Here is a 22,193-nt window from a genome sequence, read left to right on the forward strand (position 1 = left end):
GCGCATTATAGGGAGTAATTCTGAGGTGACAAGGGGAAATGCAAAAAAACTTTTCGTTCGCTCGCTTTTCCATCAAGACGCTGTTTAAACGCCCTGTTTGCGGATCATTTGCGCGATTTCTCGGGCAAATCGGGAGACCTGTTGCCAGTCGGTATAGACCACTTCTTTACGGGTATCCGTTTCGCCCCCGGTCATTTTCATAATCAGGCGGATCATAAACCGATCGTACCAGCGGTAACGCGGGTAACGTAGCGCCCCGGCAAACACCGCGCAGCTCTGCGGCTGCCACGGCGAGTTGAGCAGAAACTTGCGCGTATAGCTGTTGGTCTGCGGCGTGCGCTTCTCGGGTTTACGCGCAACCAGGTTCACCGAAAAGAATGCCCCCGGCAGCGCCTGCAATGCTGCAAGGTGCTTTTTCACAAAGCGGTCCACCGCCGGATGAAAGTGTCCGTAGCGAATCGACGCGCCAATCACCACGCGATCATAATGATGCCATTCCACGTCATCGGTACGGTTCAGATTCAGGGTGTCCGCATCGATACCCAGCTCTTTAAGCTCAGAGGCGAGAAACGAAGCGATTTCACGTGTCTGCCCGTCGCGGGTGGAAAAGAGAATTAAAGTTTTCACGAGCACTCCTGTTATTCGCGCCAGAAAGTGGGAGTAAAGAGCACCAGTAAGGTGAACACTTCCAGACGACCAAACAGCATATTAGCAATCAGGATCCATTTCGCGACCGGGTTCATGGTGGCAAAGTTGTCCGCGACGACGCCGAGCCCAGGCCCGAGGTTGTTCAATGTCGCCACCACGGAGGCGAAAGCGGAGAAGTCATCCACCCCGGTGGCGATAATAGCCAGCATACTAATGATAAAAACCAGCGCATAGGCGGAGAAGAATCCCCATACCGCTTCCAGAATACGTTCCGGCAGCGCGCGGTTACCTAATTTAATGCTATACACCGCATTCGGGTGAACCAGACGCTTAAGCTCACGGTTGCCCTGCTTGAACAGCAACAGGATACGGATAACCTTTAAGCCACCGCCCGTGGAGCCTGCGCAGCCGCCGATAAATGCGGAGCACAGCAGAAGCACCGGCAGGAACAGCGGCCAGCGCGCAATGCTATCGGTGGTGAATCCCGCGGTGGTCGCCATCGACACCACCTGGAAAAACGCCTGATTCAGCGTCGTCAGCACCGAGCCGTACACGTTATGAAGCCATAGCACCAGCGTACAGACGATGACCAGCGTCAACTGGACGCCAATGAACATTCGAAACTCAGGGTCGCGCCAGTACACCTTCAGGCTGCGTCCGCTCAACAACGAAAAATGCAGACCGTAGTTACAGCCGGAGATCAGCAGGAAGATGGCAATGATGGAGTTGATCATCGGGCTGTTGAAATAGCCGACGCTGGCATCGTGAGTCGAGAAACCGCCGATGGCGATGGTGGCGAAGCTGTGCCCTATCGCATCGAAGGCCGGCATACCGGCAAACCAGAGCGCCAATGCGCAGGCGACCGTCAGTAACACATAGATGAGCCACAATGTCTTTGCCGTCTCGGCGATGCGCGGGCGCATCTTGTTATCTTTCAGCGGGCCGGGCATTTCCGCACGGTAGAGCTGCATCCCCCCGACGCCGAGGATAGGCAGAATCGCCACCGCCAGCACAATGATCCCCATGCCGCCGAACCACTGCAGCATCTGCCGGTAAAAGAGGATAGCGTGCGGGAGCGAGTCCAGCCCCACCAGGGTGGTCGCCCCGGTCGTCGTCAGGCCGGAAAATGACTCGAAGAAGGCATCCGTCACCGTCAGGTTCGGCTGTTCGGCGAAAATAAAGGGCAAGGCCCCTACGCTACCCAGCACGGTCCAGAACAGCACCACGATCAGAAATCCTTCACGGGATTTCAGTTCGCCCTTTTGCTTACGGTTCGGCCACCACAGCATGGAGCCGATCGCCAGAGCGACAAAAAAAGTTTGAGTGAAGGCCCGTCCCGCGCCATCGCGATATATCAGGGCCACTAATCCCGGGACGATCATCGTCCCCGAAAACAAGATGACCAGCAGTCCAACGATTCGGGTTATGGCGCGAAAATGCATCTCTGGCGCTTCCTTTGATAGGCAAAAAAACAGAGGGGATTATTCGTTAATCTTCAGCAATTGCAATGAACCGCGACTAAAATCAGCCAGTTTTGCTGAAAAAGCCGCCACTTCAGCCTGGGGAAGCGCCACGCGCAGCCGAACCGACGCCAGATATTCGCTTTCAACGACGTTGCCGGAAAATTGGGCGAGCAGCGTTTCGACGCCGGCCAGTTGCCCATATTCACATTGCAAAGTATATGCCGTTAACGGCGTCTTGCGCAGTGTCGTCAACTGCGCCAGCGCCTGATGAACACCGCCGCCATAGGCTTTCACCAGGCCGCCGGTGCCCAGCAGGATACCACCGTAGTAACGCACGACGACAGCGGTTATCTCGCCGACGCCGCTTCCCATCAGCTGCGCCAGCATCGGTTTACCCGCCGTTCCCGCCGGTTCGCCATCATCAGAAAACCCAAGCTGTTGCGAATCATCAGGCGGTCCGGCGACCCACGCCACGCAGTGGTGACGGGCATCGGGGTGATCCGCTCTGACGGACTCGACAAAGGCTTTCGCCGCCGCCACGCCGTCGGTATGCGCCAACAACGTGATAAAACGGCTCTTTTTGATCTCCTCAACGACGGAAACGGGCGCCGCCGGGATTAACCAGCTCTCCATTAGGCCAGCTTCAGATCGCGCGTCATATTTTCGATACTGTTTTCGTGAACCACCACGTTATCTTCGATACGGATCCCGCCGAATGGCTTCATGGCGTCAATTTTTTGCCAGTTGAAGTGTTTGCTGAACGGGCCTTCACGCCACGGCGCCAGTAACGACTCGATAAAGTAGATGCCGGGTTCAATGGTCAACACCATACGCGGCTCGATAATACGGGTGCAGCGCAGATACGGGTATTTCGCTGGCGCCGCCAGATGCGTACCGGAGTCGTCTTGCATAAAGCCAGCAACATCATGCACCTGCAGACCCAGCGGATGACCAATCCCGTGCGGCATAAATGGCCCGGTCAGATCGTTTTCCACCATCGCCTCTTCGCTCATGTCAGTGACTAACTGGTGTTTACGCAGCAGCTTCGCAATACGCTGGTGGAACTGGGTATGGTAATCGACGTAGCGAGTCCCGGCTTTCATGGTGCTAATCAGCGCCAGCTGCTCGTCGTTAACGTCTTTAATCAGATGGGCGAAATCGTTATCGCCGTGTGCCGCCCAGGTCCGCGTCAGATCCGCAGCATAGCCGTTATATTCCGCACCGGCGTCGAGCAGGAAGCTGCGCATTTCCGCCGGAGCGCGGTGGTCCAGTTTGGTGTAGTGCAGGACAGAAGCATGCTCGTTCAGCGCCACGATGTTGCTGTAAGGCACGTCGGTATCGCGGTGACCGGTTGCGGTAAGATAGGCCTGATTGATATCGAATTCGCTCATCCCGGACTGAAAAGCTTCATAGGCCGCACGATGACCATTCACCGCCGACTTCTGCGCTTCACGCATACAGGCCAGCTCGTAATCGGTTTTGTAAGCCCGGTAGTAATGCAGATAATCGATAACCCCTTTCGGGTTGATCTTATCCGCGGCGATTCCCAGACCCAGCGCGCGCTCCGGCACCGGCCCGATATAACCAATATTTCCGCGAGCGGCAGGCAGTTGGCTGCCGATGCCATCGGCCTTCGGCAGCGCGACCACATCGACCTCTTCGGTCCAGAACGAGGTTGGCAGCGGCTCAACGTTATGCCAGTAATCAACCGGCAGATAGAACCACAGCTTCGGTTTATTCACACCGTCCACCAGCAACCAGCAGTTAGGCACCTGAGTCACCGGCACCCAGGCTTTGAACTGCGGATTGACCTTGAACGGGTACGGATGGTCATCAAGGAAGACGTTAACCAGCTCGCCGGAGTGAATCAGCAGAGCATCCATCTGAAAACGGGACAGGACGTCGCGGGTACGTTCTTGTAGGGTAACAATATGATTTTTATAGAGCGCGGCCAGGGATTCCATCTTTTGTCCTTTGCTTTTATGGGATCGTGATACTCCGCATCTTAGCACATCGACCTGCGTGCGGGTGATTTCCACCGGATGTGATCCGACCAGCAATTATTTAAAGAGTAATTTGCAATTCTTTAACATAAATTCCACACTCCGTTTCATCTGGTATGACCAGATCATATTGCTGGATTCAGGAGACTGACATGCTCTACAAAGGCGACACCCTGTACCTCGACTGGCTGGAAGATGGCATCGCCGAACTGGTGTTCGATGCCCCAGGTTCGGTCAACAAGCTTGATACCGCAACCGTAGCCAGCCTCGGTCATGCGCTGGACGTACTGGAAAAACAAAACGATCTCAAAGGCCTGATGCTGCGCTCTGAAAAAGCGGCGTTTATCGTCGGCGCGGATATTACGGAATTCCTCTCACTGTTCCTGGTCCCTGAGGAGCAGTTAAGCCAATGGCTGCATTTTGCTAACAGCGTCTTCAACCGTCTGGAAGATCTTCCCGTCCCCACTGTCTCCGCCGTCAACGGTTACGCGCTGGGCGGCGGTTGTGAATGCGTCCTGGCGACCGATTACCGCCTGGCGACGCCGGATCTGCGCATTGGTCTGCCGGAAACCAAACTCGGCATTATGCCAGGCTTCGGCGGCTCAGTCCGTTTGCCGCGCCTGCTCGGCGCCGACAGCGCGCTGGAGATCATTGCTGCCGGGAAAGATGTCGGTGCCGATCAAGCGCTGAAAATCGGCCTGGTGGATGGCGTAGTTGCTGCCGACAAACTGCGCGACGGCGCGCTGGCGATCCTGCGCCAGGCGATTCAGGGCGACCTGGACTGGAAAGCGAAACGTCAACCGAAGCTGGAGCCGCTGAAGCTCAGCAAAATTGAAGCGACGATGAGTTTCACCATCGCCAAAGGCATGGTCGCGCAAACCGCCGGGAAGCATTATCCGGCGCCGATCACCGCGGTGAAAACCATTGAAGCCGCCGCGCGTCTTGGTCGTGAAGAGGCCCTGGTGCTGGAAAATAAAAGTTTTGTTCCGCTGGCTCATACCAATGAGGCCCGCGCGCTGGTCGGTATCTTCCTCAACGACCAGTACGTCAAAGCGAAAGCGAAAAAACTGACCAAAGATGTCGAAACGCCGAAGCAGGCCGCCGTCCTGGGCGCGGGCATTATGGGCGGCGGCATCGCTTATCAGTCGGCGTGGAAAGGCGTGCCGGTCATCATGAAGGACATCAACGATAAATCGCTGACGCTCGGCATGACCGAAGCGGCGAAGCTACTGAATAAACAGCTTGAACGCGGCAAAATCGACGGTCTGAAGCTGGCCGGAGTAATAAGCACCATTCAGCCAACGCTGGAGTATAGCGGTTTTGATCGCGTGGACGTGGTCGTTGAAGCGGTGGTGGAAAACCCGAAAGTGAAGAAAGCGGTGCTGGCGGAAACGGAAGATAAAATCCGCCCGGATACCGTGCTGGCGTCCAACACCTCAACGATCCCCATCAGCGAGCTGGCCAGCGTTCTGCAGCGCCCGGAAAACTTCTGCGGCATGCACTTCTTTAACCCGGTGCATCGCATGCCGCTGGTAGAAGTGATCCGCGGCGAAAAAACCTCGGATAAGACCATTGCCAAAGTCGTCGCCTGGGCCAGCAAAATGGGCAAGACGCCAATCGTGGTCAATGATTGTCCCGGTTTCTTCGTCAACCGCGTGCTGTTCCCCTACTTCGCCGGCTTCAGCCAGCTGCTGCGCGACGGGGCGGATTTCCGCAAAGTCGACAAAGTGATGGAGAAACAGTTTGGCTGGCCGATGGGCCCGGCCTATCTGCTGGACGTGGTCGGCATCGACACCGCGCACCATGCTCAGGCGGTCATGGCGGCGGGCTTCCCGCAGCGGATGCAGAAAGATTATCGCGACGCCATCGACGCCCTGTTTGACGCCAACCGTTTCGGCCAGAAGAACGGCCTCGGCTTCTGGCGCTATAAAGACGACAGCAAAGGTAAGCCGAAGAAAGAAGAAGATGCTGCCGTCGACAGCCTGCTGGCCGACGTCAGCCAGCCGAAGCGCGATTTCAGCGATGAAGAGATTATCGCCCGCATGATGATCCCGATGGTTAACGAAGTCGTCCGCTGCCTGGAAGAAGGCATTATCGCCAGCCCGGCGGAAGCGGATATGGCGCTGGTATACGGCCTCGGCTTCCCTCCGTTCCACGGCGGCGCCTTCCGCTGGCTGGATACCATCGGCAGCGCGAAGTATCTCGATATGGCGCAGCAGTACCAGCACCTTGGGCCGCTGTATGAAGTCCCTGCCGGTCTGCGTGACAAAGCGCGCCATAACGAAGCGTATTATCCCCAGGTAGAGCCAGCCCGTCCGGTTGGCGCTCTGAAAACGGCTTAAGGAGTCACAATGGAACAGGTTGTCATTGTCGATGCTATTCGCACCCCGATGGGCCGTTCAAAGGGCGGCGCATTTCGCCACGTGCGCGCGGAAGACCTCTCCGCGCACCTGATGCGTAGCCTGCTGTCGCGCAACCCGTCGCTTGAGGCAAGCGCGATAGACGATATCTACTGGGGCTGCGTACAGCAAACCCTCGAGCAGGGTTTTAACATCGCCCGTAACGCGGCGCTGCTGGCGGAGATCCCGCATTCGGTACCGGCAAACACGGTTAACCGTCTGTGCGGTTCTTCCATGCAGGCGCTGCACGATGCCGCACGCATGATCATGACCGGCGATGCCAGCGTCTGCCTGATTGGCGGCGTGGAGCACATGGGCCATGTGCCGATGAGCCACGGCGTCGATTTCCACCCGGGCCTGAGTCGCAACGTGGCGAAGGCGGCAGGGATGATGGGGCTGACCGCTGAAATGCTGGCGCGTCTGCACGGCATTAGCCGGGAAATGCAGGATCAGTTCGCCGCGCGCTCCCACGCCCGCGCCTGGGCTGCGACCCAGTCCGGCGCATTCAAAGCCGAGATTATCCCCACCGGCGGCCACGATGCCGATGGCGTACTGAAGTCCTTTAACTATGACGAAGTGATCCGCCCGGAAACCACCGTCGAGACGCTGTCTACCCTGAGGCCGGCGTTTGACCCGGTGACCGGTACGGTAACGGCGGGTACCTCTTCCGCCCTTTCCGATGGCGCGGCGGCGATGCTGCTGATGAGCGAAAGTCGCGCCCGCGAACTGGGGCTGAAGCCACGCGCCCGCGTCCGTTCGATGGCGGTGGTCGGCTGCGACCCGTCCATTATGGGCTATGGCCCGGTTCCCGCCTCGAAGCTGGCGCTGAAAAAAGCGGGCTTATCCACCAGCGATATCGACGTCTTTGAAATGAATGAGGCCTTTGCCGCGCAGATCCTGCCGTGCATTAAAGATCTGGGCCTGATGGAGCAGATCGATGAGAAGATCAACCTTAACGGCGGGGCGATCGCGCTCGGTCATCCGCTGGGTTGTTCCGGGGCGCGTATTAGCACCACGTTGATCAATCAGATGGAGCGTAAAGATGCCCAGTTCGGCCTCGCCACCATGTGCATTGGCCTGGGACAAGGGATCGCCACCGTGTTTGAGCGGGTGTAAATTTACAAAAGGGTATCTCACAGCCAATGGCGTCAGAACAAGGCGGCAAGCGAGCGAACCCCGATGAGCTTACTGAAGTAAGTGATTCGGGTGAGCGAGCGCAGCCGACGCAGTTATGACGTCATTGGCGAAGAGAGACAGTTTAGTTGCCGTTCTTCCCGCCTGTCAGGGGCGGGTTTTTTATTTGCAGATATCAGATAAAGGCAAACGCGTCGCCAAACAGGCGATCTTCGCGCGCGCCGCGTTCGTTGCAGAACAGGTCGCGAGCAATCTTGGCCATCTCAAAACGCCCGGCAATATAGATATCGTGATCGGCCAGGGTACCGTAATCCTGCAGCACCGCGGTCAGCACGGTGCCGGAACGCCCACGCCAGCCCTCTTCCGGCTGCTCAACCACCGGCTCAATGCGCAGATTCGGATGTTTGACGCTCAAGGCTTCCAGCTCAGCCAGATCGTACAGATGTTTGGTCTCGCGGCCGCCCCAGTAAATCGCGATATCGCGCTGAGGATTGCGTGACAGCGCGGTCAGCAGAATAGAACGCACATAAGAGAAGCCGGTGCCGCCGGCAATCAAAATCAGCGGGCGGTCTTCATCTTCACGCAGCCAGGCTTCGCCATGCGGGATATCAACCTCAATTTCGCGCTCTTTCAGGATGCGATCCATGACCGCCATCGCGTACAGATTGAGCTCCGAGGCGCCGATATGCAGTTCGATAAATTCCTGTTCCGCCGGCGTGGAGGCCATGGAGAATGGGCGTTTGTCGCGCTCATCCATTACCACCATCAGATACTGGCCAGCGCGGAAAGAGAATGCCGCTTCCGGTACTAATCGAACACGATACACGGTATCGGTAATCGCCTCCACCGAGGTCACTTTACAGCTTAAGGTTGTCATGCGTCCCCTCTGTCGGGTCTATAGAGCAAAACAGCGGCGTTAGCCCCGCTTACTGTTGTTTAAAGATGGCCAGATCATCCCAGATGGCGTCAATGCGCGCCGTGACGGCAGGATCTTTTTTGATTGGGCGACCCCATTCACGCTGGGTTTCGCCAGGCCATTTATTGGTGGCATCCAGCCCCATTTTTGAACCCAGGCCGGAAACCGGCGAGGCAAAATCCAGATAATCAATTGGCGTATTCTCTACCAGTACCGTATCACGAGCCGGGTCCATACGGGTAGTGATCGCCCAAATCACATCGTTCCAGTCGCGGGCGTTGACATCGTCATCGCAGACAATCACGAATTTGGTGTACATAAACTGGCGCAGGAACGACCAGACGCCCATCATCACGCGCTTGGCATGGCCTGCATACTGTTTTTTCATCGTCACCACCGCCAGGCGGTAGGAGCACCCTTCCGGCGGCAGATAGAAATCGACGATTTCCGGAAACTGTTTTTGCAGGATCGGGACGAAGACTTCATTCAGCGCCACGCCCAGCACCGCAGGCTCATCCGGCGGACGGCCGGTATAGGTCGAATGATAAATCGCGTCTTCACGTTGGGTAATATGGGTGACCGTAAACACCGGAAACTGGTCTACTTCATTGTAGTAGCCGGTATGGTCGCCATACGGACCTTCCGGCGCCATCTCCCCGGCCTCGATATAACCTTCCAGCACAATCTCTGCGCTGGCAGGCACTTCAAGATCGTTCGAGACGCATTTCACCACTTCGGTTTTGGTACCGCGCAGCAGCCCGGCAAAGGCATATTCCGACAACGTATCCGGCACCGGGGTCACCGCGCCAAGAATGGTCGCTGGGTCGGCGCCGAGCGCCACAGAAACCGGGAAGCGTTCGCCCGGACGCGCCGCGCTCCACTCCTGGAAATCCAGTGCGCCGCCGCGATGAGACAGCCAGCGCATAATCAGTTTGTTTTTGCCAATCAGCTGCTGGCGATAAATCCCCAGGTTCTGCCGCTCTTTGTGCGGCCCGCGGGTCACCGTCAGCCCCCAGGTGATCAGCGGCGCGGCATCGTCCGGCCAGCAGGTCATAATCGGGATTTTCCTCAGGTCGACGTCATCGCCCTGGATGATTTTTTGCTGGCAGGGGGCGCCGCGCAGACGTTTGGTCGGCATATTCAGCACTTGCTTAAACTGCGGCAGCTTATCAAACAGATCGCGGAAACCTTTGGGCGGCTCAGGCTCTTTCAGAAAGGCTAACAGCTTACCCACCTCGCGCAGCGAACTGACGTCCTCCTGACCCATCCCCAGCGCCACGCGCCGCGGCGTGCCGAACAGGTTGCACAGCACCGGCATGGTATAGCCTTTCGGATTCTCAAACAGCAACGCCGGACCGCCAGCGCGCAGGGTGCGGTCGGCAATTTCGGTGATTTCCAGGTGGGGATCGACCGGCAGAGTGATACGTTTTAGTTCGCCCTGTTGTTCCAGGAGTGTCAGAAAGTCGCGAAGATCGTGATATTTCATGAAAGTGTTATTGACCTCTCTACAGGCGGCTAATTATACGGTGTTCAACGGCGAGATGCTGTAATTTTGTTAAATTAGCGTGAAAGAACGCTGAAATTTGGATTTCAATTATAATGGCTTTCGCGATTACACCAGCCATTTGTTATGCTTGCCGTTATTAGAAGTGGAATGAGTCATTATGCAAGCCTGGTACTTACTGTATTGCAAACGTGGGCAGCTACAACGAGCCCAGGAACATCTGGAACGTCAGTCAGTTAACTGCCTGATGCCGACGATTGCGCTGGAAAAAATCATTCGCGGTAAACGCACCATGGTCAGCGAACCGCTGTTCCCGAACTACCTGTTTATTGAGTTCGATCCAGAGGTGATTCATACCACCACCATCAGCGCCACCCGCGGGGTTAACAACTTCGTGCGCTTTGGCGCCCTACCCGCTATCGTCCCTTCGGCGGTCATCCATCAGCTCTCTATCTATAAACCGGAAGGCATCACCGACCCGGAAACGCCGCATGAGGGCGATAGCGTACTGATCACCGACGGCGCGTTCGAAGGCTTACAGGCTATCTTTACCGAGCCGGACGGTGAAGCACGCTCTATGTTGCTGTTAAACCTGCTGAATAAGCAAGTCCTGCAGAGCGTTAAAAACACCGATTTCCAGAAAATCTAAGCGCCGATAACGTCTACGCCAAACAGCGCTCTGACGTTTGCGTCCGTTTGCGCCTCAAGCCACTGCGCCTCCTCGCCGCGCCAGGCCGCGACGCTGGCCAGGATATGCGGCAAATACGCGGGCTCGTTACGACGCGAGGCGGGTTTCGGCTTGAGGTCGCGCGGCAGCAGATAAGGCGCATCGGTCTCCAGCAGCAGACGTTCCGCCGGGATCGCCGGCAGTAGCTCTCGCAGCTCGAGCCCGCGCCGCTCATCGCACACCCAACCGGTAATGCCGATAAACAGCCCCAGATCCAGACATTCCTGCACCTCGCTGCGGCTGCCGGTAAAGCAGTGCAGCACCGCGCCCGGGATCTTCCCAAGCCAGGGTTTAAGTAGCGTCAGAAACCGGTCGTGGGCGTCGCGGCAGTGTAAAAACACCGGCATCGACAGCTCGGCGGCCAGCGCCAGTTGGGCGCTGAATGCCGCCTCCTGCTCCTGCGGCGTGGAGAAATTACGATTAAAATCCAGACCACATTCCCCTATCGCCACCACCTGCGGCTCGCGGGCAAGGACATAAATCGCCTCGGCGACCGCTGGCGTCCAGCTGCTGCCGTCATGGGGATGAACCCCCGCCGTGGACCAGCAGCCGGCGTAATGGCTCGCCATTCTCTGCGCCTGCTGGCTCTCCGGCAAATTTGTGCCGGTCAGCAGCATGCCGTGGACACCCGCCGACCGGGCGCGCGCCACCACCTCATCATGGTCGCGGGCAAACTGCGAACTGGTCAGATTAACGCCGATATCAAACATGATCGCTCCATATGACAACCGCCCTGACGGGCGGTTGGCGGTATTACTCTTCTCTGTGTTCAGCGGCTTCAGCTTCGGCCGCGGCATCGTCATCGCGCGTCAGGCGCTTCCCGGTGTAGAAGCGGGCGAAGAACACCCCGACTTCAAACAGACAGTACATCGGAATGGCCAGCAGCGTCTGCGAGAACACGTCCGGCGGCGTCAGCAGCATGCCCACCACGAAGGCGCCCACCAGCACATACGGCCGTTTTTTGCGCAGCTCTTCCGGCGTAGTGACGCCCATCCAGCAGAGCAGCACAATGGCGACCGGCACCTCAAAAGAGACCCCGAACGCCATAAACAGCGCCATCACGAAGTCGAGATAGCTGCGGATATCGGTCGAGACCAGCACCCCCTCCGGGGCAGCATGGGTCAGAAAGCCGAACGCCAGCGGAAACACGACAAAATACGCGAAAGCCATGCCGATATAGAACAGCAGCGTGCTGGAGACCAGCAAGGGCACCACCAGCCGGCGCTCGTGCTTATACAGCGCCGGCGCGACGAAGGCCCATACCTGATACAGAATAATCGGCACCGACAGGATCACCGACACCATAAAGGTCAGCTTTATCGGCGTAAAGAAAGGTGAAGCGACATCGGTGGCGATCATCGTCGCGCCTACCGGCATCTTGCTGATAAGCGGGGCCGAGACCAGCTGATAGATATCATTGGCGAAATAGACCAGCGCCAGGAAGATCACCAGGATAGCAATGATGCTGTTGAGCAGACGCTTGCGCAGCTCAATCAGATGCGAAATTAGCGGTTGTGTATCGTCTACGCCCATGTTTACGGTTTATCACTCGATGCGGGGGAAGAATGGGGGGCAGCCGCCGTAGCGGATGTTTTCTCTGCCGGTGAAGCGGGTTGCTCGTCGGCCACGGGCTCCGGCGCATGAACCGGAGCGCTGGCCTGATGTTCGGCCGTCGCCGGCGTGACGTCCTGTCGCTGCGCTTCGCTGCCTTTCACCACCGGATTATGGATGGTATTCGCTTCGTCGCTGGCCTTTTCCGGATCGTGGGCGCTATAGGAGCGCTTCATCGACTCCGCGGCCTCGCGCAGCTCGTCCATAGAGGCTTTCAGCTCCGGCGTCAGGTTATTCAGGCTGGCCTTTTCCACCTTCTTGAGGCTCTCCTGGAACTCCTGCAGTTTTAGCTCCTGAGCCAGCTCATTCTGCACCGTGGTCGCCAGCGACCGTAGCGTACGGATCCAGCCAACCACCGTTTTAACCGCGACGGGAAGCCGCTGTGGCCCCAGAACAATGAGGCCAATTACAAACACCAGCAGTAGTTCACTAAAACCAATATCGAACACGAGTTACACCTGCTCTTTGTCGTGGCGTTTTGTCTCGTCTTTTTTTGCATCATCCTGTTTGTCGGCGATAGTTTTCGCCGTGAAATCTGCGTCTGGCGCCGACTTTTCGGGTTTATCATCATCACTCATGGCTTTTTTAAAGCCTTTGATGGATGCCCCTAAGTCTGACCCCAGTGAGCTCAGCTTCTTCGTCCCGAAAAGCAGAACTACGATGACGACAACAATTAATAACTGCCAAATACTGATACCACCCATACACGTTCCCCTATGACAGATGATGAATTATGTGGACGCATTATACACGCCATCCTGCCAGCCGCCTCGCCGTCAGGCCACCGGCATGATTTTGCGCAAATAAGCCTGCGTCATGAAGTGGCGAACCGATCAGCGGGTTTTTCGCCAGCCAATCAGCCAGGTCACGACACCGCCGGCCATCAGCCAGCCGGGCATCATTCCCCACTCAGGGCGATGGATAAAGAGCAGCGTACCACTGAGCAATAAAACCGCGCCTATACCAAACAGATAACGGGATTGGCCCTGGCGCACATGACGCACATGCATATCCCGCACGATAGTATCGACGCTGGTCTGCAGCTGTTTGCTCTGCTGCAGGCTCTGATACACCAGCTCAGGTATTTCAGGCATTCTTTCGATCCAGAACGGCGCTTTGTCTTTAAACGCGCGCACCAGCGCCGGAATACCGACCTGATCTTTGATCCACGACTCAAGGAAAGGCTTCGCCGTTTTCCACAAGTCTAACTGAGGATAGAGCTGCCGGCCTACCCCTTCTACGTAAAGTAATGTCTTCTGTAGCAAAACAAGCTGCGGCTGGACTTCCATATTGAAGCGCCGCGCGGTGTTGAACAGATTAAGCAGCACGTGGCCGAAGGAGATCTCCGCCAGCGGCTTCTCAAAGATGGGCTCGCAGACCGTGCGGATCGCGAACTCAAACTCTTCGACATTAGTGTCCGGCGGAACCCAACCGGAGTCGACGTGCAGCTCGGCAACCTTACGATAATCGCGGTTGAAAAAGGCGATAAAGTTTTCCGCCAGATAGCGCTTATCTTCTTTGTTCAGCGAGCCGACAATGCCGCAATCGATACCGATATACTGCGGATCTTCCGGGTGCTCGTAGCTGACGAATATGTTGCCAGGGTGCATATCAGCATGGAAAAAACTGTCGCGGAACACCTGGGTGAAGAAGACCTGCACGCCCCGCTCCGCCAGCAGCTGCAGGTTGGTTCCCTGAGCCTCCAGCGCCTCGACGTCGGACACCGGAATGCCGTAGATGCGCTCCATCACCATCATGCTTTCGCTGCAGTAGTCGGGGTACACTTCCGGCACATACAGCATCGGGCTGTCTTCGAAATTACGCCGCAGCTGAATGGCGTTGGCGGATTCCCGCAGCAGGTTCAGCTCGTCCAGCAGCGTTTTTTCATACTCACGAACCACCTCCTGCGGGCGCAGACGGCGGCCGTCAGGCAGCAGACGCGGCACCCAGCGCGCCAGGCGGTAGATGAGCTTCATGTCCGCTTTAATGATCGGCAAAATATCCGGACGGATAACCTTGATCACCACCTCTTTGCCGTTCTCTTTCAGACGCGCGGTATGCACCTGGGCGATAGACGCCGAGGCTAACGGCTCAACGGAGAAATCATCAAACCAGGCCTCCACCGGCAGGCCACCCATCGCTTTCTCTATCTGCTGCTGCGCGAGCTTCCCGTCAAAGGGCGCCACGCGGTCCTGCAACAGCGCCAGCTGATCGGCAATATGCGGCGGAAAGAGATCCCGCCGCGTGGACAGCATCTGGCCGAATTTAATCCACACCGGCCCCAGCTCCTGAAGCGCCAGCCGCAGACGGGCGCCAAGGGGTTGATCCTGATGGCGGTTTGGCATCCAGAACAGCATCCGCCGCCAGATACGCAGCGGCAGCGTGATCCGCATTTTGGGGATGAGCTCATCGAGCCCGTAGCTCAAAAAGGTGTGGACGATGAAATACAGGCGCCGTAATTCTCCTGGCGTCATTTGCCCTCCAGCGTTTCCAGCCGTTTTTCCAGTGCGGCCAGCGCGCGTTCAATAGCCGTCGTCTCTTCAGCAAACCAGGCCAGCTCCAGCGGCCCCGGCGCCAGGCGCCACTCTTCAGTGATCGCTTCCGCGACATAGCGCTGCTGGCGCTGCGCCCCTTTCAGTAAAAACTGAGCGCCGCCGCGGAGGACTTTACCGACGCCTTCGGCCACGATGTCGCCGGTGTAAGGCGCCAGCAGTTCAGCGGGATCGAACTCCGCCAGATCGCACAGGGTGACCATGTTCTGCACCACCTGCAGATCGCCCTGCACTTCCAGCTCGCCGCTGCGGATAAGCGCCGTGAGCTGCTGACGGTTGCGCAGTTTTGGCAGTACGCTGAGCCGGGTAATCACGGTGCAGTCGGCCTCTCCCTCCCAGGCGCTCAGGACATCAACCTGGCGTTCGCTGAACACCAGCACCACGGGCGTGGAGAAGTCCTGCAGCTGTACCCGCAATACCTTGCCCAGCAGGCGCTGGCGGGCGGGTTTTAGCGCTTTGTCGCGCCAGAGGAAAGTATTCAGCGCCGTTTCAATGCCAGCGGTCACCAGGGGTGTGAAAGGCATAGCGTCCCTCCTGTCAGAACTTGTAACCGCGATGCAAAGCAACGATACCTGCCGTCAGGTTGTAGTAGTCCACGCTTTCGAAGCCTGCATCCTGCATCATCCCTTTCAGGGATTCCTGGTCCGGATGCATACGGATCGACTCCGCCAGGTAGCGATAGCTGTCGCCGTCTTTTGCCACCAGCTCGCCCACCTTCGGCAGGATATGGAAGGAGTAAGCGTCGTAGGCTTTGCTCAGCGGTTCAATAATGGGTTTAGAAAACTCCAACACCAGCAGACGTCCGCCCGGCTTCAGCACGCGGTACATCGAACGCAGCGCTTTCTCTTTGTCGGTCACGTTACGCAGACCGAAAGAGATGGTGATGCAGTCAAAGGTATTATCAGCAAACGGCAGGGCTTCCGCGTTGGCCTGAACATACTCAACATTACCCACGATGCCGATATTGCGCAGCTTTTCGCGGCCCATTTTGAGCATTGAATCATTGATATCAGCAAGCATAACGCGGCCGGTTTCCCCTACCAGACGGGAAAACTTAGCCGTCAAATCACCGGTACCCCCCGCCAGATCCAGCACGGTCTGCCCGCGACGTACACCGCTGCAGTCGATGGTGAAACGCTTCCACAAACGATGGATACCAAACGACATTAAGTCATTCATCACATCATACTTTGCGGCGACAGAATGGAATACATGCGCCACCATGTCCGCTTTCTGCTCTTTAGCGACCGTCTGAAAGCCAAAGTGCGTCGTTTCTTGTGAATCCTCAACCATCTTTATGCCTGCTTGCTTTTCAAGAAAATGTTCACTGAGTGTATCAGACTCAGCGCATTTCCCATACGTTTCAGCGTGGCGGAGCCGCCTCCCGGCTGCGCACCGCCTCGGCAGAGTCGGGCGAAAATGCGTCATTTTCCGGCAGGTTATCCTCCTCTTCGAGACGATATTGATCGTCCTGAGCAGTGGCTTGTTCGACTAAATCAGGATTAATCCCGCGCTTGACCTCCACGCCCAACCCGCGAAAAGCCTCCGCCTGAGCCAGCAGATTACCGCGCCCGGAAGCGAGCTTTTTCATCGCCTGGCGATAGTTCTCTTGCGCTTTATCCAGACTCTGGCCGATAGCGGACATATCGTCCACAAACAGGCGCATTTTGTCGTAAAGGCGCCCCGCCCGCTCGGCGATCTTCTGCGCGTTGCGGCTCTGGTGCTCATAACGCCACAGATTGGCGATGGTGCGCAGGGCCACCAGCAGCGTCGTCGGGCTGACCAGCATAATATTATTTTGCAGCGCCTCGCTGATGAGCTCGGGCTGACGATCAATGGCCAGCAGAAATGCCGGCTCGACGGGAATAAACATCAGCACATAGTCGAGGGAGCGCAGGCCCGGCAGTTGCTGATAATCCTTGCGTCCCAGCAGGCGAATATGATTACGCACCGAGGCAAGGTGCTCCTGCAGCGCGACTTCGCGGGTGTAGTCGTCCTCGGCGTTGAAATAGCGCTCATAGGCGACAAGGGTCATTTTGGCGTCGATAACCACGTCTTTACCCTGCGGCAGGCGCACGATGACGTCCGGCTGCATCCGCGAGCGGTTGTCGGTCTCGATGCTGACCTGGGTCTGGTACTCATAGCCTTCCCGCAGGCCGGAGGCTTCCAGCACGCGGGTGAGAACCACTTCCCCCCAGTTGCCCTGAGTTTTGTTATCGCCCTTCAGCGCTTTGGTCAGGTTCAGCGCCTCCTGCGCCATCTGCGCGTTCAGCTGCTGCAGGTTGCGGATCTCATGCGCCAGGGTGTGCCTTTCCCGCGCCTCCTGGCCGAAGCTCTCCTGCACCTGGCGGCGGAACCCGTCCAGCTGTTCGCGCAGCGGTGTCAGCAGGCCATGCAGGCTCTGGCGATTTTGCTCATCGACGCGTCGGTTGCTGTGTTCGAAAATGCGGTTGGCGAGGTTTTCAAACTGCTCGCTCAGGCGCTGTTCGCTGTTCACCATCTGGCGGATCTTATCTTCCGCATGCAGCTGGGTGGATTCGAGCCGGGTGGTAACCTCCCGCAGATCGGCCTCCAGCGAGGTATTGATATCCCGCAGGCTGCGCAGCTCGTTGTTCAGCAGCTCGCACTCTTCACGCCAGTGGGCTTCCTGTACCAGCTGCTGACGGGCGGCGCTCAGCTCAATATCCAGCTCTCGCCGCTCCTCGATAAGATCGGCCCGAATTTGATCGGCGCGCGCTTTGGTCGCCAGCCAGCCGACGATTAATCCAGCAGCCAGTGCGATAACCGCGCTGATAATAATGGAGAGATCCACGACGCCCCCTGCGATAACCTGATGACACAAAATAGAATTGTGCTGTACAAACGTCCAGTTTAAAAGGAATTTCCTGCGAGAGGCGACGCAAAAAAGAGGCCGGAGGATCCGGCCTGACAGGGAAAGCGTTGAATTACAGCAGACGGCGCGCCGCTTCCACGACGATTTTCACCGCATGGCTTTCGGTTTGCTTCATGGTTTCGGCGTTAGGGATCTCTTGCTGGGTACGGTTAACGATAACCCCGGCCACCATCCCGGCGCGCAGACCCTGGCTGGCGCACATGGTCAGCAGCGTAGCGGATTCCATTTCATAGTTCATCACGCCCATCGCCTGCCACTCTTCCATGGAGCCTTTGAAGCGGCTCACTACGCGGCCGGAGAAGGTGTCGTAACGCTCCTGTCCCGGGTAGAAGGTATCCGAGGAAGCAGTCACGCCGATATGGGTGGTGGCGCCAATGGATTTCGCTGCTTCCACCAGCGCGGTGGTGCAGGCGAAATCTGAGACGGCCGGGAATTCCATCGGCGCGAAGTGCAGGCTGGCGCCGTCCAGACGAACGGAAGCGGTAGTCACCAGCACATCGCCAACGTTGATGTGCGGCTGAATGGCGCCGGTGGTGCCAATGCGCAGGAAGGTACGCACGCCAAGCTGCGCCAGCTCTTCCACAGCGATAGACGTAGACGGGCCGCCGATGCCGGTGGAGCAGACGATCACCGGTTTGCCGTCCAGTTCCGCGCGCCAGGAGGTAAATTCGCGGTGAGATGCCAGCTTAACCGGCTTATCCATCAGCGCGGCGATCTTTTCCACACGCTCCGGATCGCCAGGGACGATAGCCAGCGTAGCCCCTTGTAAATCGTTCTTGGTGAGGCCGAGATGAAAAACATCAGACTTGGACATAAAAAACTCCTCTGTGGGTCGAATTATCAGCAGAAGCAAAACGGTACTGTACAGAAGCCCTTGGCAACATTTTGTGATGTTAGTCACCAAGAACAATAATGATTGCAGTTGTTTTTCAGTAAATAGTGATAAACATCACATTAACAAGTTATATCCATCGTCACTGAACAAAAGATAGCCGCTTTCAGGCACTGTGCTTTATTACCGCCCGAACTAAAGGTAAAGGGTCTATAGTTACTGATGCGCTAATAAATAAGGGTACGGAGAATACCATGACCACCACCAAGCAACCTGGATTCGCACCTGCAGCCTCGCCGCATGCCGCAACCGCTGTTCATACGCCGGAAGAGCATATTGTCGCCGGAGAGACCTCTATTCCCTCTCAGGGGGAAAACATGCCGGCTTACCATGCCCGCCCGAAAAACGCTGATGGCCCATTGCCGATCGTCATCGTGGTGCAGGAAATCTTCGGCGTGCATGAGCATATTCGCGATCTTTGTCGTCGCCTGGCGCAGGAAGGCTATCTGGCTATCGCGCCTGAATTGTACTTCCGTCAGGGCGATCCGAATGAGTATCACGATATCCCGACCCTGTTTAAAGAGCTGGTTACGAAGGTGCCGGACGCGCAGGTGCTGGCGGATCTCGACCACGTCGCCAGCTGGGCGGCGCGCCATGGCGGCGATGCCCATCGTCTGCTGATCACCGGCTTCTGCTGGGGCGGACGTATCACCTGGCTATATGCTGCCCATAACCCGCAGTTGAAGGCGGCGGTAGCCTGGTACGGCAAACTGGTAGGAGAAAAATCGCTGAATTCGCCAAAACACCCGGTGGATATCGCCGTCGATCTCAACGCCCCGGTACTCGGCCTGTACGGCGCTAAAGACGCCAGCATTCCACAGGACACCGTCGAAACCATGCGCCAGGCGCTGCGGGCGGCCAACGCCACGGCGGAAATCGTGGTCTATCCTGAAGCCGATCACGCCTTTAACGCCGACTATCGCGCCAGCTATCACGAAGAGTCAGCCAAAGACGGCTGGCAGCGGATGCTCGACTGGTTTGCTCAATATGGCGGTAAAAAAGGGTAATCGTCCGAAGCAGGAAAAAAAGGAGGCAAATGCCTCCTTTTTGATTTTTCGGGTGACGATCAGGCAGATTGACGCAGGTTACGCGCCGCTTGCACCATATTCGCCAGCGCGGCGCGAGTCTCCGGCCAGCCCCGGGTTTTCAGGCCGCAGTCCGGGTTGACCCACAGCCGCTCCGCCGGGATACGCTGCGCGGCTTTTTCCAGCAGCGCTTCGATCCACTCCACGCTCGGTACGTTTGGCGAGTGAATATCATATACCCCCGGCCCGATTTCATTGGGATACTCGAACACTTCGAACGACTCCAGCAGTTCCATGTCGGAACGCGAGGTTTCAATGGTGATCACGTCGGCGTCCAGCGCGGCGATGGAGTCCATGATGTCGTTGAACTCGCAATAGCACATGTGGGTATGGATCTGAGTGTCGTCTTTGGCCACCGCGGCGTTAAGGCGGAAGGCTTCCACACCCCACTGCAGATAGGCATCCCAGTCGCTGCGCTTCAGCGGTAACCCTTCGCGCAAGGCAGGCTCATCAATCTGGATGATGCCGATACCGGCCGCTTCCAGATCCGCCACTTCATCACGCAGGGCCAGCGCAATCTGTTTCGCGATGGTTTCACGGCTGACGTCTTCCCGCGGGAAGGACCAGCACAGAATCGTCACCGGTCCAGTGAGCATCCCTTTCACCGGCTTGTCGGTCAGCGACTGCGCGTACTTCGCCCATTCGACGGTGATCGCCTGTGGACGGCTGACGTCGCCGATCACCACCGGCGGCTTCACGCAGCGGGAGCCATAACTCTGCACCCAGCCGTTTTGCGTGAAGATGAAACCGTCCAGATGCTCACCGAAGTATTCCACCATATCGTTCCGCTCGGCTTCCCCGTGCACCAGTACGTCTAATCCTAACCGCTCCTGCTCGACGATCGCCTGCTTAATATGTTCCGCAATGCCGGTACGATAATGACTGGCGTCCAGATTGCCCTTTTTGAAGTCCAGGCGCAGGCCGCGGATCTCGGTCGTCTGCGGGAATGACCCGATAGTGGTGGTCGGCCACGCCGGCAGGTTAAAGCGTTGACGCTGCGCCTGAGCGCGAACCTCATAGGGGCTGGCGCGCTGGCTGTCCTGAGCGGTGATCGCCGCCAGCCGTTTTTCCACCGCCGGGTTATGTACGCGCGTCGAATGGCGACGGGCATGGACTGGCGCGCTCCACTCGGTAATCGCCGCGGTATCGCCGCTGTTCAGCGCATCGCGCAGCAGCGCCAGCTCACCGCATTTTTGCAGCGCGAAGGCAAACCAGCTCTTCACTTCCGCATCAAGGCGCGTCTCCACGCTCAGGTCGATCGGGCTGTGCAACAGAGAGCAGGATGTCGCGACCCACAGTTCGCGCTTACCGACGAGGTTTTTAATTTGCGCATATTTTTCGGCGAGATCGGCGCGCCAGACGTTACGCCCGTTGATCAGGCCGGCGGACAGCAGCCAGTCGGCAGGAAGACATTTATGCAGTTCGGCGACATCATCTTTACCGTGGACCAGATCGACGTGCAGCCCCTGGACCGGCAGCGCAGCAATGGTCTCGAGATTGTCGCTAACGCCTTCAAAATAGGTAGTCAGCAGCAGTTTGACCTGGCCCTGCAGGGCGTCATAAGCCGGTTTAAAGGCCTCCAGCCACGCTGGCGGCAGCTCCAGCACCAGCGCCGGTTCATCAATCTGCACCCACTCAATGCCGCGCTTCGCCAGTTCGGCCAGCACCTGCTGATAAACCGGCAGGATGTCATTCAGCAGGCTCAGACGGTCAAACGGTTCGCCTTTCACTTTGCCCAGCCACAGATAGGTCACCGGCCCCAGCAGCACGGGCTTGATCTTGTGGCCCAGCGCCAGCGCTTCGTCCACTTCATCCAGCAGTTGGGTCCAGGTCAGTTTGAACTGCTGGCCCTTCACGAACTCTGGCACCATGTAGTGATAGTTGGTGTTGAACCACTTGGTCATTTCCGCAGCGGCCGCTGGCTCGCCGGTGGGAGCGCGGCCGCGGCCAATGCGGAACAGGGTATCGATATTGACAGAGCCGTCTTTGTTCTGATGACGAGCCGGCACGTTGCCAAGCAGCAGGCTGGTGGTCAGAACATGGTCGTACCAGGCGAAATCGCCCACCGGCAGCAGGTCAATACCGGCCTGCTTCTGCTGCTCCCAGTGACGGGCGCGCAGTTCCCGGCCTACCGCCAGCAGCTCCTCGCGAGTGGCATTGCCCGCCCAGTAGCTCTCTTGCGCTTTTTTCAGCTCGCGGCGCAGGCCAACGCGAGGGAAACCGAGGGTGTGGTTAATAATTGTCATTTTTTGAGCCTCATAATTGCAATCCGAAAGATTTCGGATTTAGGGAAGGCGGCAAACTTGCTCATCCCCAGGAGCTTACTGAAGTCAGTGACTGGGGTGAGGAAGTGCAGCCAACGCACC

General features: G+C 57.5%; 20 protein-coding genes. 4 read left to right on the forward strand and 16 right to left on the reverse strand.

Annotated elements, in window-relative coordinates; genetic code table 11:
- Positions 1–84: 84 nt before the first annotated feature.
- The 4 genes from hemG to pepQ are packed head-to-tail and all read right to left on the reverse strand — an operon-like array spanning position 85 to position 4,075.
- Complete coding sequence (gene hemG, locus ABLX76_RS24280; protein ID WP_023291587.1) at positions 85–627, reverse strand: menaquinone-dependent protoporphyrinogen IX dehydrogenase; 543 nt, start codon at positions 625–627, stop codon at positions 85–87.
- Between the two features lie 11 nt (positions 628–638).
- On the reverse strand, positions 639–2,090 hold the full coding sequence (trkH, locus tag ABLX76_RS24285) for a Trk system potassium transporter TrkH (protein WP_004886724.1): 1,452 nt from the start codon (positions 2,088–2,090) through the stop codon (positions 639–641).
- 39 nt (positions 2,091–2,129) lie between these two features.
- Positions 2,130–2,744: an IMPACT family protein gene (locus ABLX76_RS24290; protein ID WP_182962345.1), complete on the reverse strand. Its 615-nt coding sequence runs from the start codon at positions 2,742–2,744 to the stop codon at positions 2,130–2,132.
- Positions 2,744–4,075 carry a Xaa-Pro dipeptidase gene (pepQ, locus tag ABLX76_RS24295; RefSeq protein WP_348875392.1) on the reverse strand — a complete coding sequence of 444 codons (1,332 nt, stop codon included), beginning with the start codon at positions 4,073–4,075 and terminating at the stop codon, positions 2,744–2,746. Before pepQ ends, ABLX76_RS24290 begins: the two co-directional genes overlap by 1 nt.
- 191 nt (positions 4,076–4,266) lie before the next feature.
- Here pepQ and fadB point away from each other — a divergent pair, with 191 nt between their 5' ends.
- Both fadB and fadA read left to right on the forward strand, forming a co-directional pair.
- On the forward strand, positions 4,267–6,456 hold the full coding sequence (gene fadB / locus ABLX76_RS24300; RefSeq protein ID WP_101862610.1) for a fatty acid oxidation complex subunit alpha FadB: 2,190 nt from the start codon (positions 4,267–4,269) through the stop codon (positions 6,454–6,456).
- A 9-nt stretch (positions 6,457–6,465) separates the two neighbouring features.
- Positions 6,466–7,629 carry an acetyl-CoA C-acyltransferase FadA gene (fadA, locus tag ABLX76_RS24305; RefSeq protein WP_004886733.1) on the forward strand — a complete coding sequence of 388 codons (1,164 nt, stop codon included), beginning with the start codon at positions 6,466–6,468 and terminating at the stop codon, positions 7,627–7,629.
- Positions 7,630–7,822: 193 nt separating this feature from the next.
- Here the strand turns inward: fadA and fre are convergent, their stop codons facing one another.
- Together fre and ubiD are read right to left on the reverse strand one after the other, a co-directional pair.
- A complete protein-coding gene (gene fre / locus ABLX76_RS24310; protein WP_004886735.1) occupies positions 7,823–8,524 on the reverse strand; it encodes an NAD(P)H-flavin reductase in 702 nt (233 codons plus the stop codon).
- Positions 8,525–8,573: 49 nt separating this feature from the next.
- Positions 8,574–10,049, reverse strand: coding sequence for a 4-hydroxy-3-polyprenylbenzoate decarboxylase (gene ubiD / locus ABLX76_RS24315; RefSeq protein WP_023291584.1), 1,476 nt, complete (start codon positions 10,047–10,049; stop codon positions 8,574–8,576).
- A 178-nt stretch (positions 10,050–10,227) separates the two neighbouring features.
- On the opposite strand from ubiD, the gene rfaH reads away from it, so the two are divergent.
- Positions 10,228–10,716: a transcription/translation regulatory transformer protein RfaH gene (rfaH, locus tag ABLX76_RS24320; RefSeq protein WP_004886742.1), complete on the forward strand. Its 489-nt coding sequence runs from the start codon at positions 10,228–10,230 to the stop codon at positions 10,714–10,716.
- Here rfaH and tatD read toward each other — a convergent pair.
- The 9 genes from tatD to udp all read right to left on the reverse strand — a co-directional run bounded on the left by tatD (position 10,713) and on the right by udp (position 18,664).
- Positions 10,713–11,504, reverse strand: coding sequence for a 3'-5' ssDNA/RNA exonuclease TatD (tatD, locus tag ABLX76_RS24325; RefSeq protein ID WP_032454525.1), 792 nt, complete (start codon positions 11,502–11,504; stop codon positions 10,713–10,715). The genes rfaH and tatD overlap by 4 nt on opposite strands.
- Before the next feature lie 43 nt (positions 11,505–11,547).
- Positions 11,548–12,327, reverse strand: coding sequence for a Sec-independent protein translocase subunit TatC (tatC, locus tag ABLX76_RS24330; RefSeq protein WP_004886745.1), 780 nt, complete (start codon positions 12,325–12,327; stop codon positions 11,548–11,550).
- A 2-nt stretch (positions 12,328–12,329) separates the two neighbouring features.
- Complete coding sequence (gene tatB / locus ABLX76_RS24335) at positions 12,330–12,854, reverse strand: Sec-independent protein translocase protein TatB (RefSeq protein ID WP_023291582.1); 525 nt, start codon at positions 12,852–12,854, stop codon at positions 12,330–12,332.
- 3 nt (positions 12,855–12,857) lie between these two features.
- Complete coding sequence (tatA, locus tag ABLX76_RS24340) at positions 12,858–13,109, reverse strand: Sec-independent protein translocase subunit TatA (RefSeq protein WP_002883425.1); 252 nt, start codon at positions 13,107–13,109, stop codon at positions 12,858–12,860.
- A gap of 129 nt (positions 13,110–13,238) precedes the next feature.
- Positions 13,239–14,879: a ubiquinone biosynthesis regulatory protein kinase UbiB gene (gene ubiB / locus ABLX76_RS24345; protein ID WP_032454523.1), complete on the reverse strand. Its 1,641-nt coding sequence runs from the start codon at positions 14,877–14,879 to the stop codon at positions 13,239–13,241.
- Positions 14,876–15,481, reverse strand: a complete 606-nt coding sequence (locus ABLX76_RS24350; RefSeq protein WP_032454522.1) for an SCP2 domain-containing protein — start codon at positions 15,479–15,481, stop codon at positions 14,876–14,878. Before ABLX76_RS24350 ends, ubiB begins: the two co-directional genes overlap by 4 nt.
- A gap of 13 nt (positions 15,482–15,494) precedes the next feature.
- The gene (gene ubiE, locus ABLX76_RS24355) at positions 15,495–16,250 is read right to left on the reverse strand and encodes a bifunctional demethylmenaquinone methyltransferase/2-methoxy-6-polyprenyl-1,4-benzoquinol methylase UbiE (RefSeq protein ID WP_023291579.1); all 756 of its coding nucleotides are present in this window, start codon (positions 16,248–16,250) and stop codon (positions 15,495–15,497) included.
- 70 nt (positions 16,251–16,320) lie between these two features.
- Positions 16,321–17,769, reverse strand: coding sequence for a DNA recombination protein RmuC (gene rmuC, locus ABLX76_RS24360; RefSeq protein ID WP_023291578.1), 1,449 nt, complete (start codon positions 17,767–17,769; stop codon positions 16,321–16,323).
- A gap of 133 nt (positions 17,770–17,902) precedes the next feature.
- Complete coding sequence (gene udp, locus ABLX76_RS24365) at positions 17,903–18,664, reverse strand: uridine phosphorylase (protein WP_348875393.1); 762 nt, start codon at positions 18,662–18,664, stop codon at positions 17,903–17,905.
- A 272-nt stretch (positions 18,665–18,936) separates the two neighbouring features.
- Between udp and ABLX76_RS24370 the strand changes: the two genes are divergently transcribed.
- On the forward strand, positions 18,937–19,749 hold the full coding sequence (locus ABLX76_RS24370) for a dienelactone hydrolase family protein (RefSeq protein WP_023291577.1): 813 nt from the start codon (positions 18,937–18,939) through the stop codon (positions 19,747–19,749).
- A gap of 59 nt (positions 19,750–19,808) precedes the next feature.
- On the opposite strand, the gene metE is transcribed toward ABLX76_RS24370, so the two are convergent.
- Entirely contained in the window at positions 19,809–22,073 is a 2,265-nt protein-coding gene (gene metE / locus ABLX76_RS24375) for a 5-methyltetrahydropteroyltriglutamate--homocysteine S-methyltransferase (RefSeq protein ID WP_348875394.1), read from the reverse strand.
- Positions 22,074–22,193: the final 120 nt, after the last annotated feature.

Origin of the sequence: Klebsiella sp. JB_Kp004, from assembly GCF_040065795.1 — a bacterium.
In the GTDB taxonomy this organism is placed as follows: domain Bacteria; phylum Pseudomonadota; class Gammaproteobacteria; order Enterobacterales; family Enterobacteriaceae; genus Klebsiella; species Klebsiella quasipneumoniae.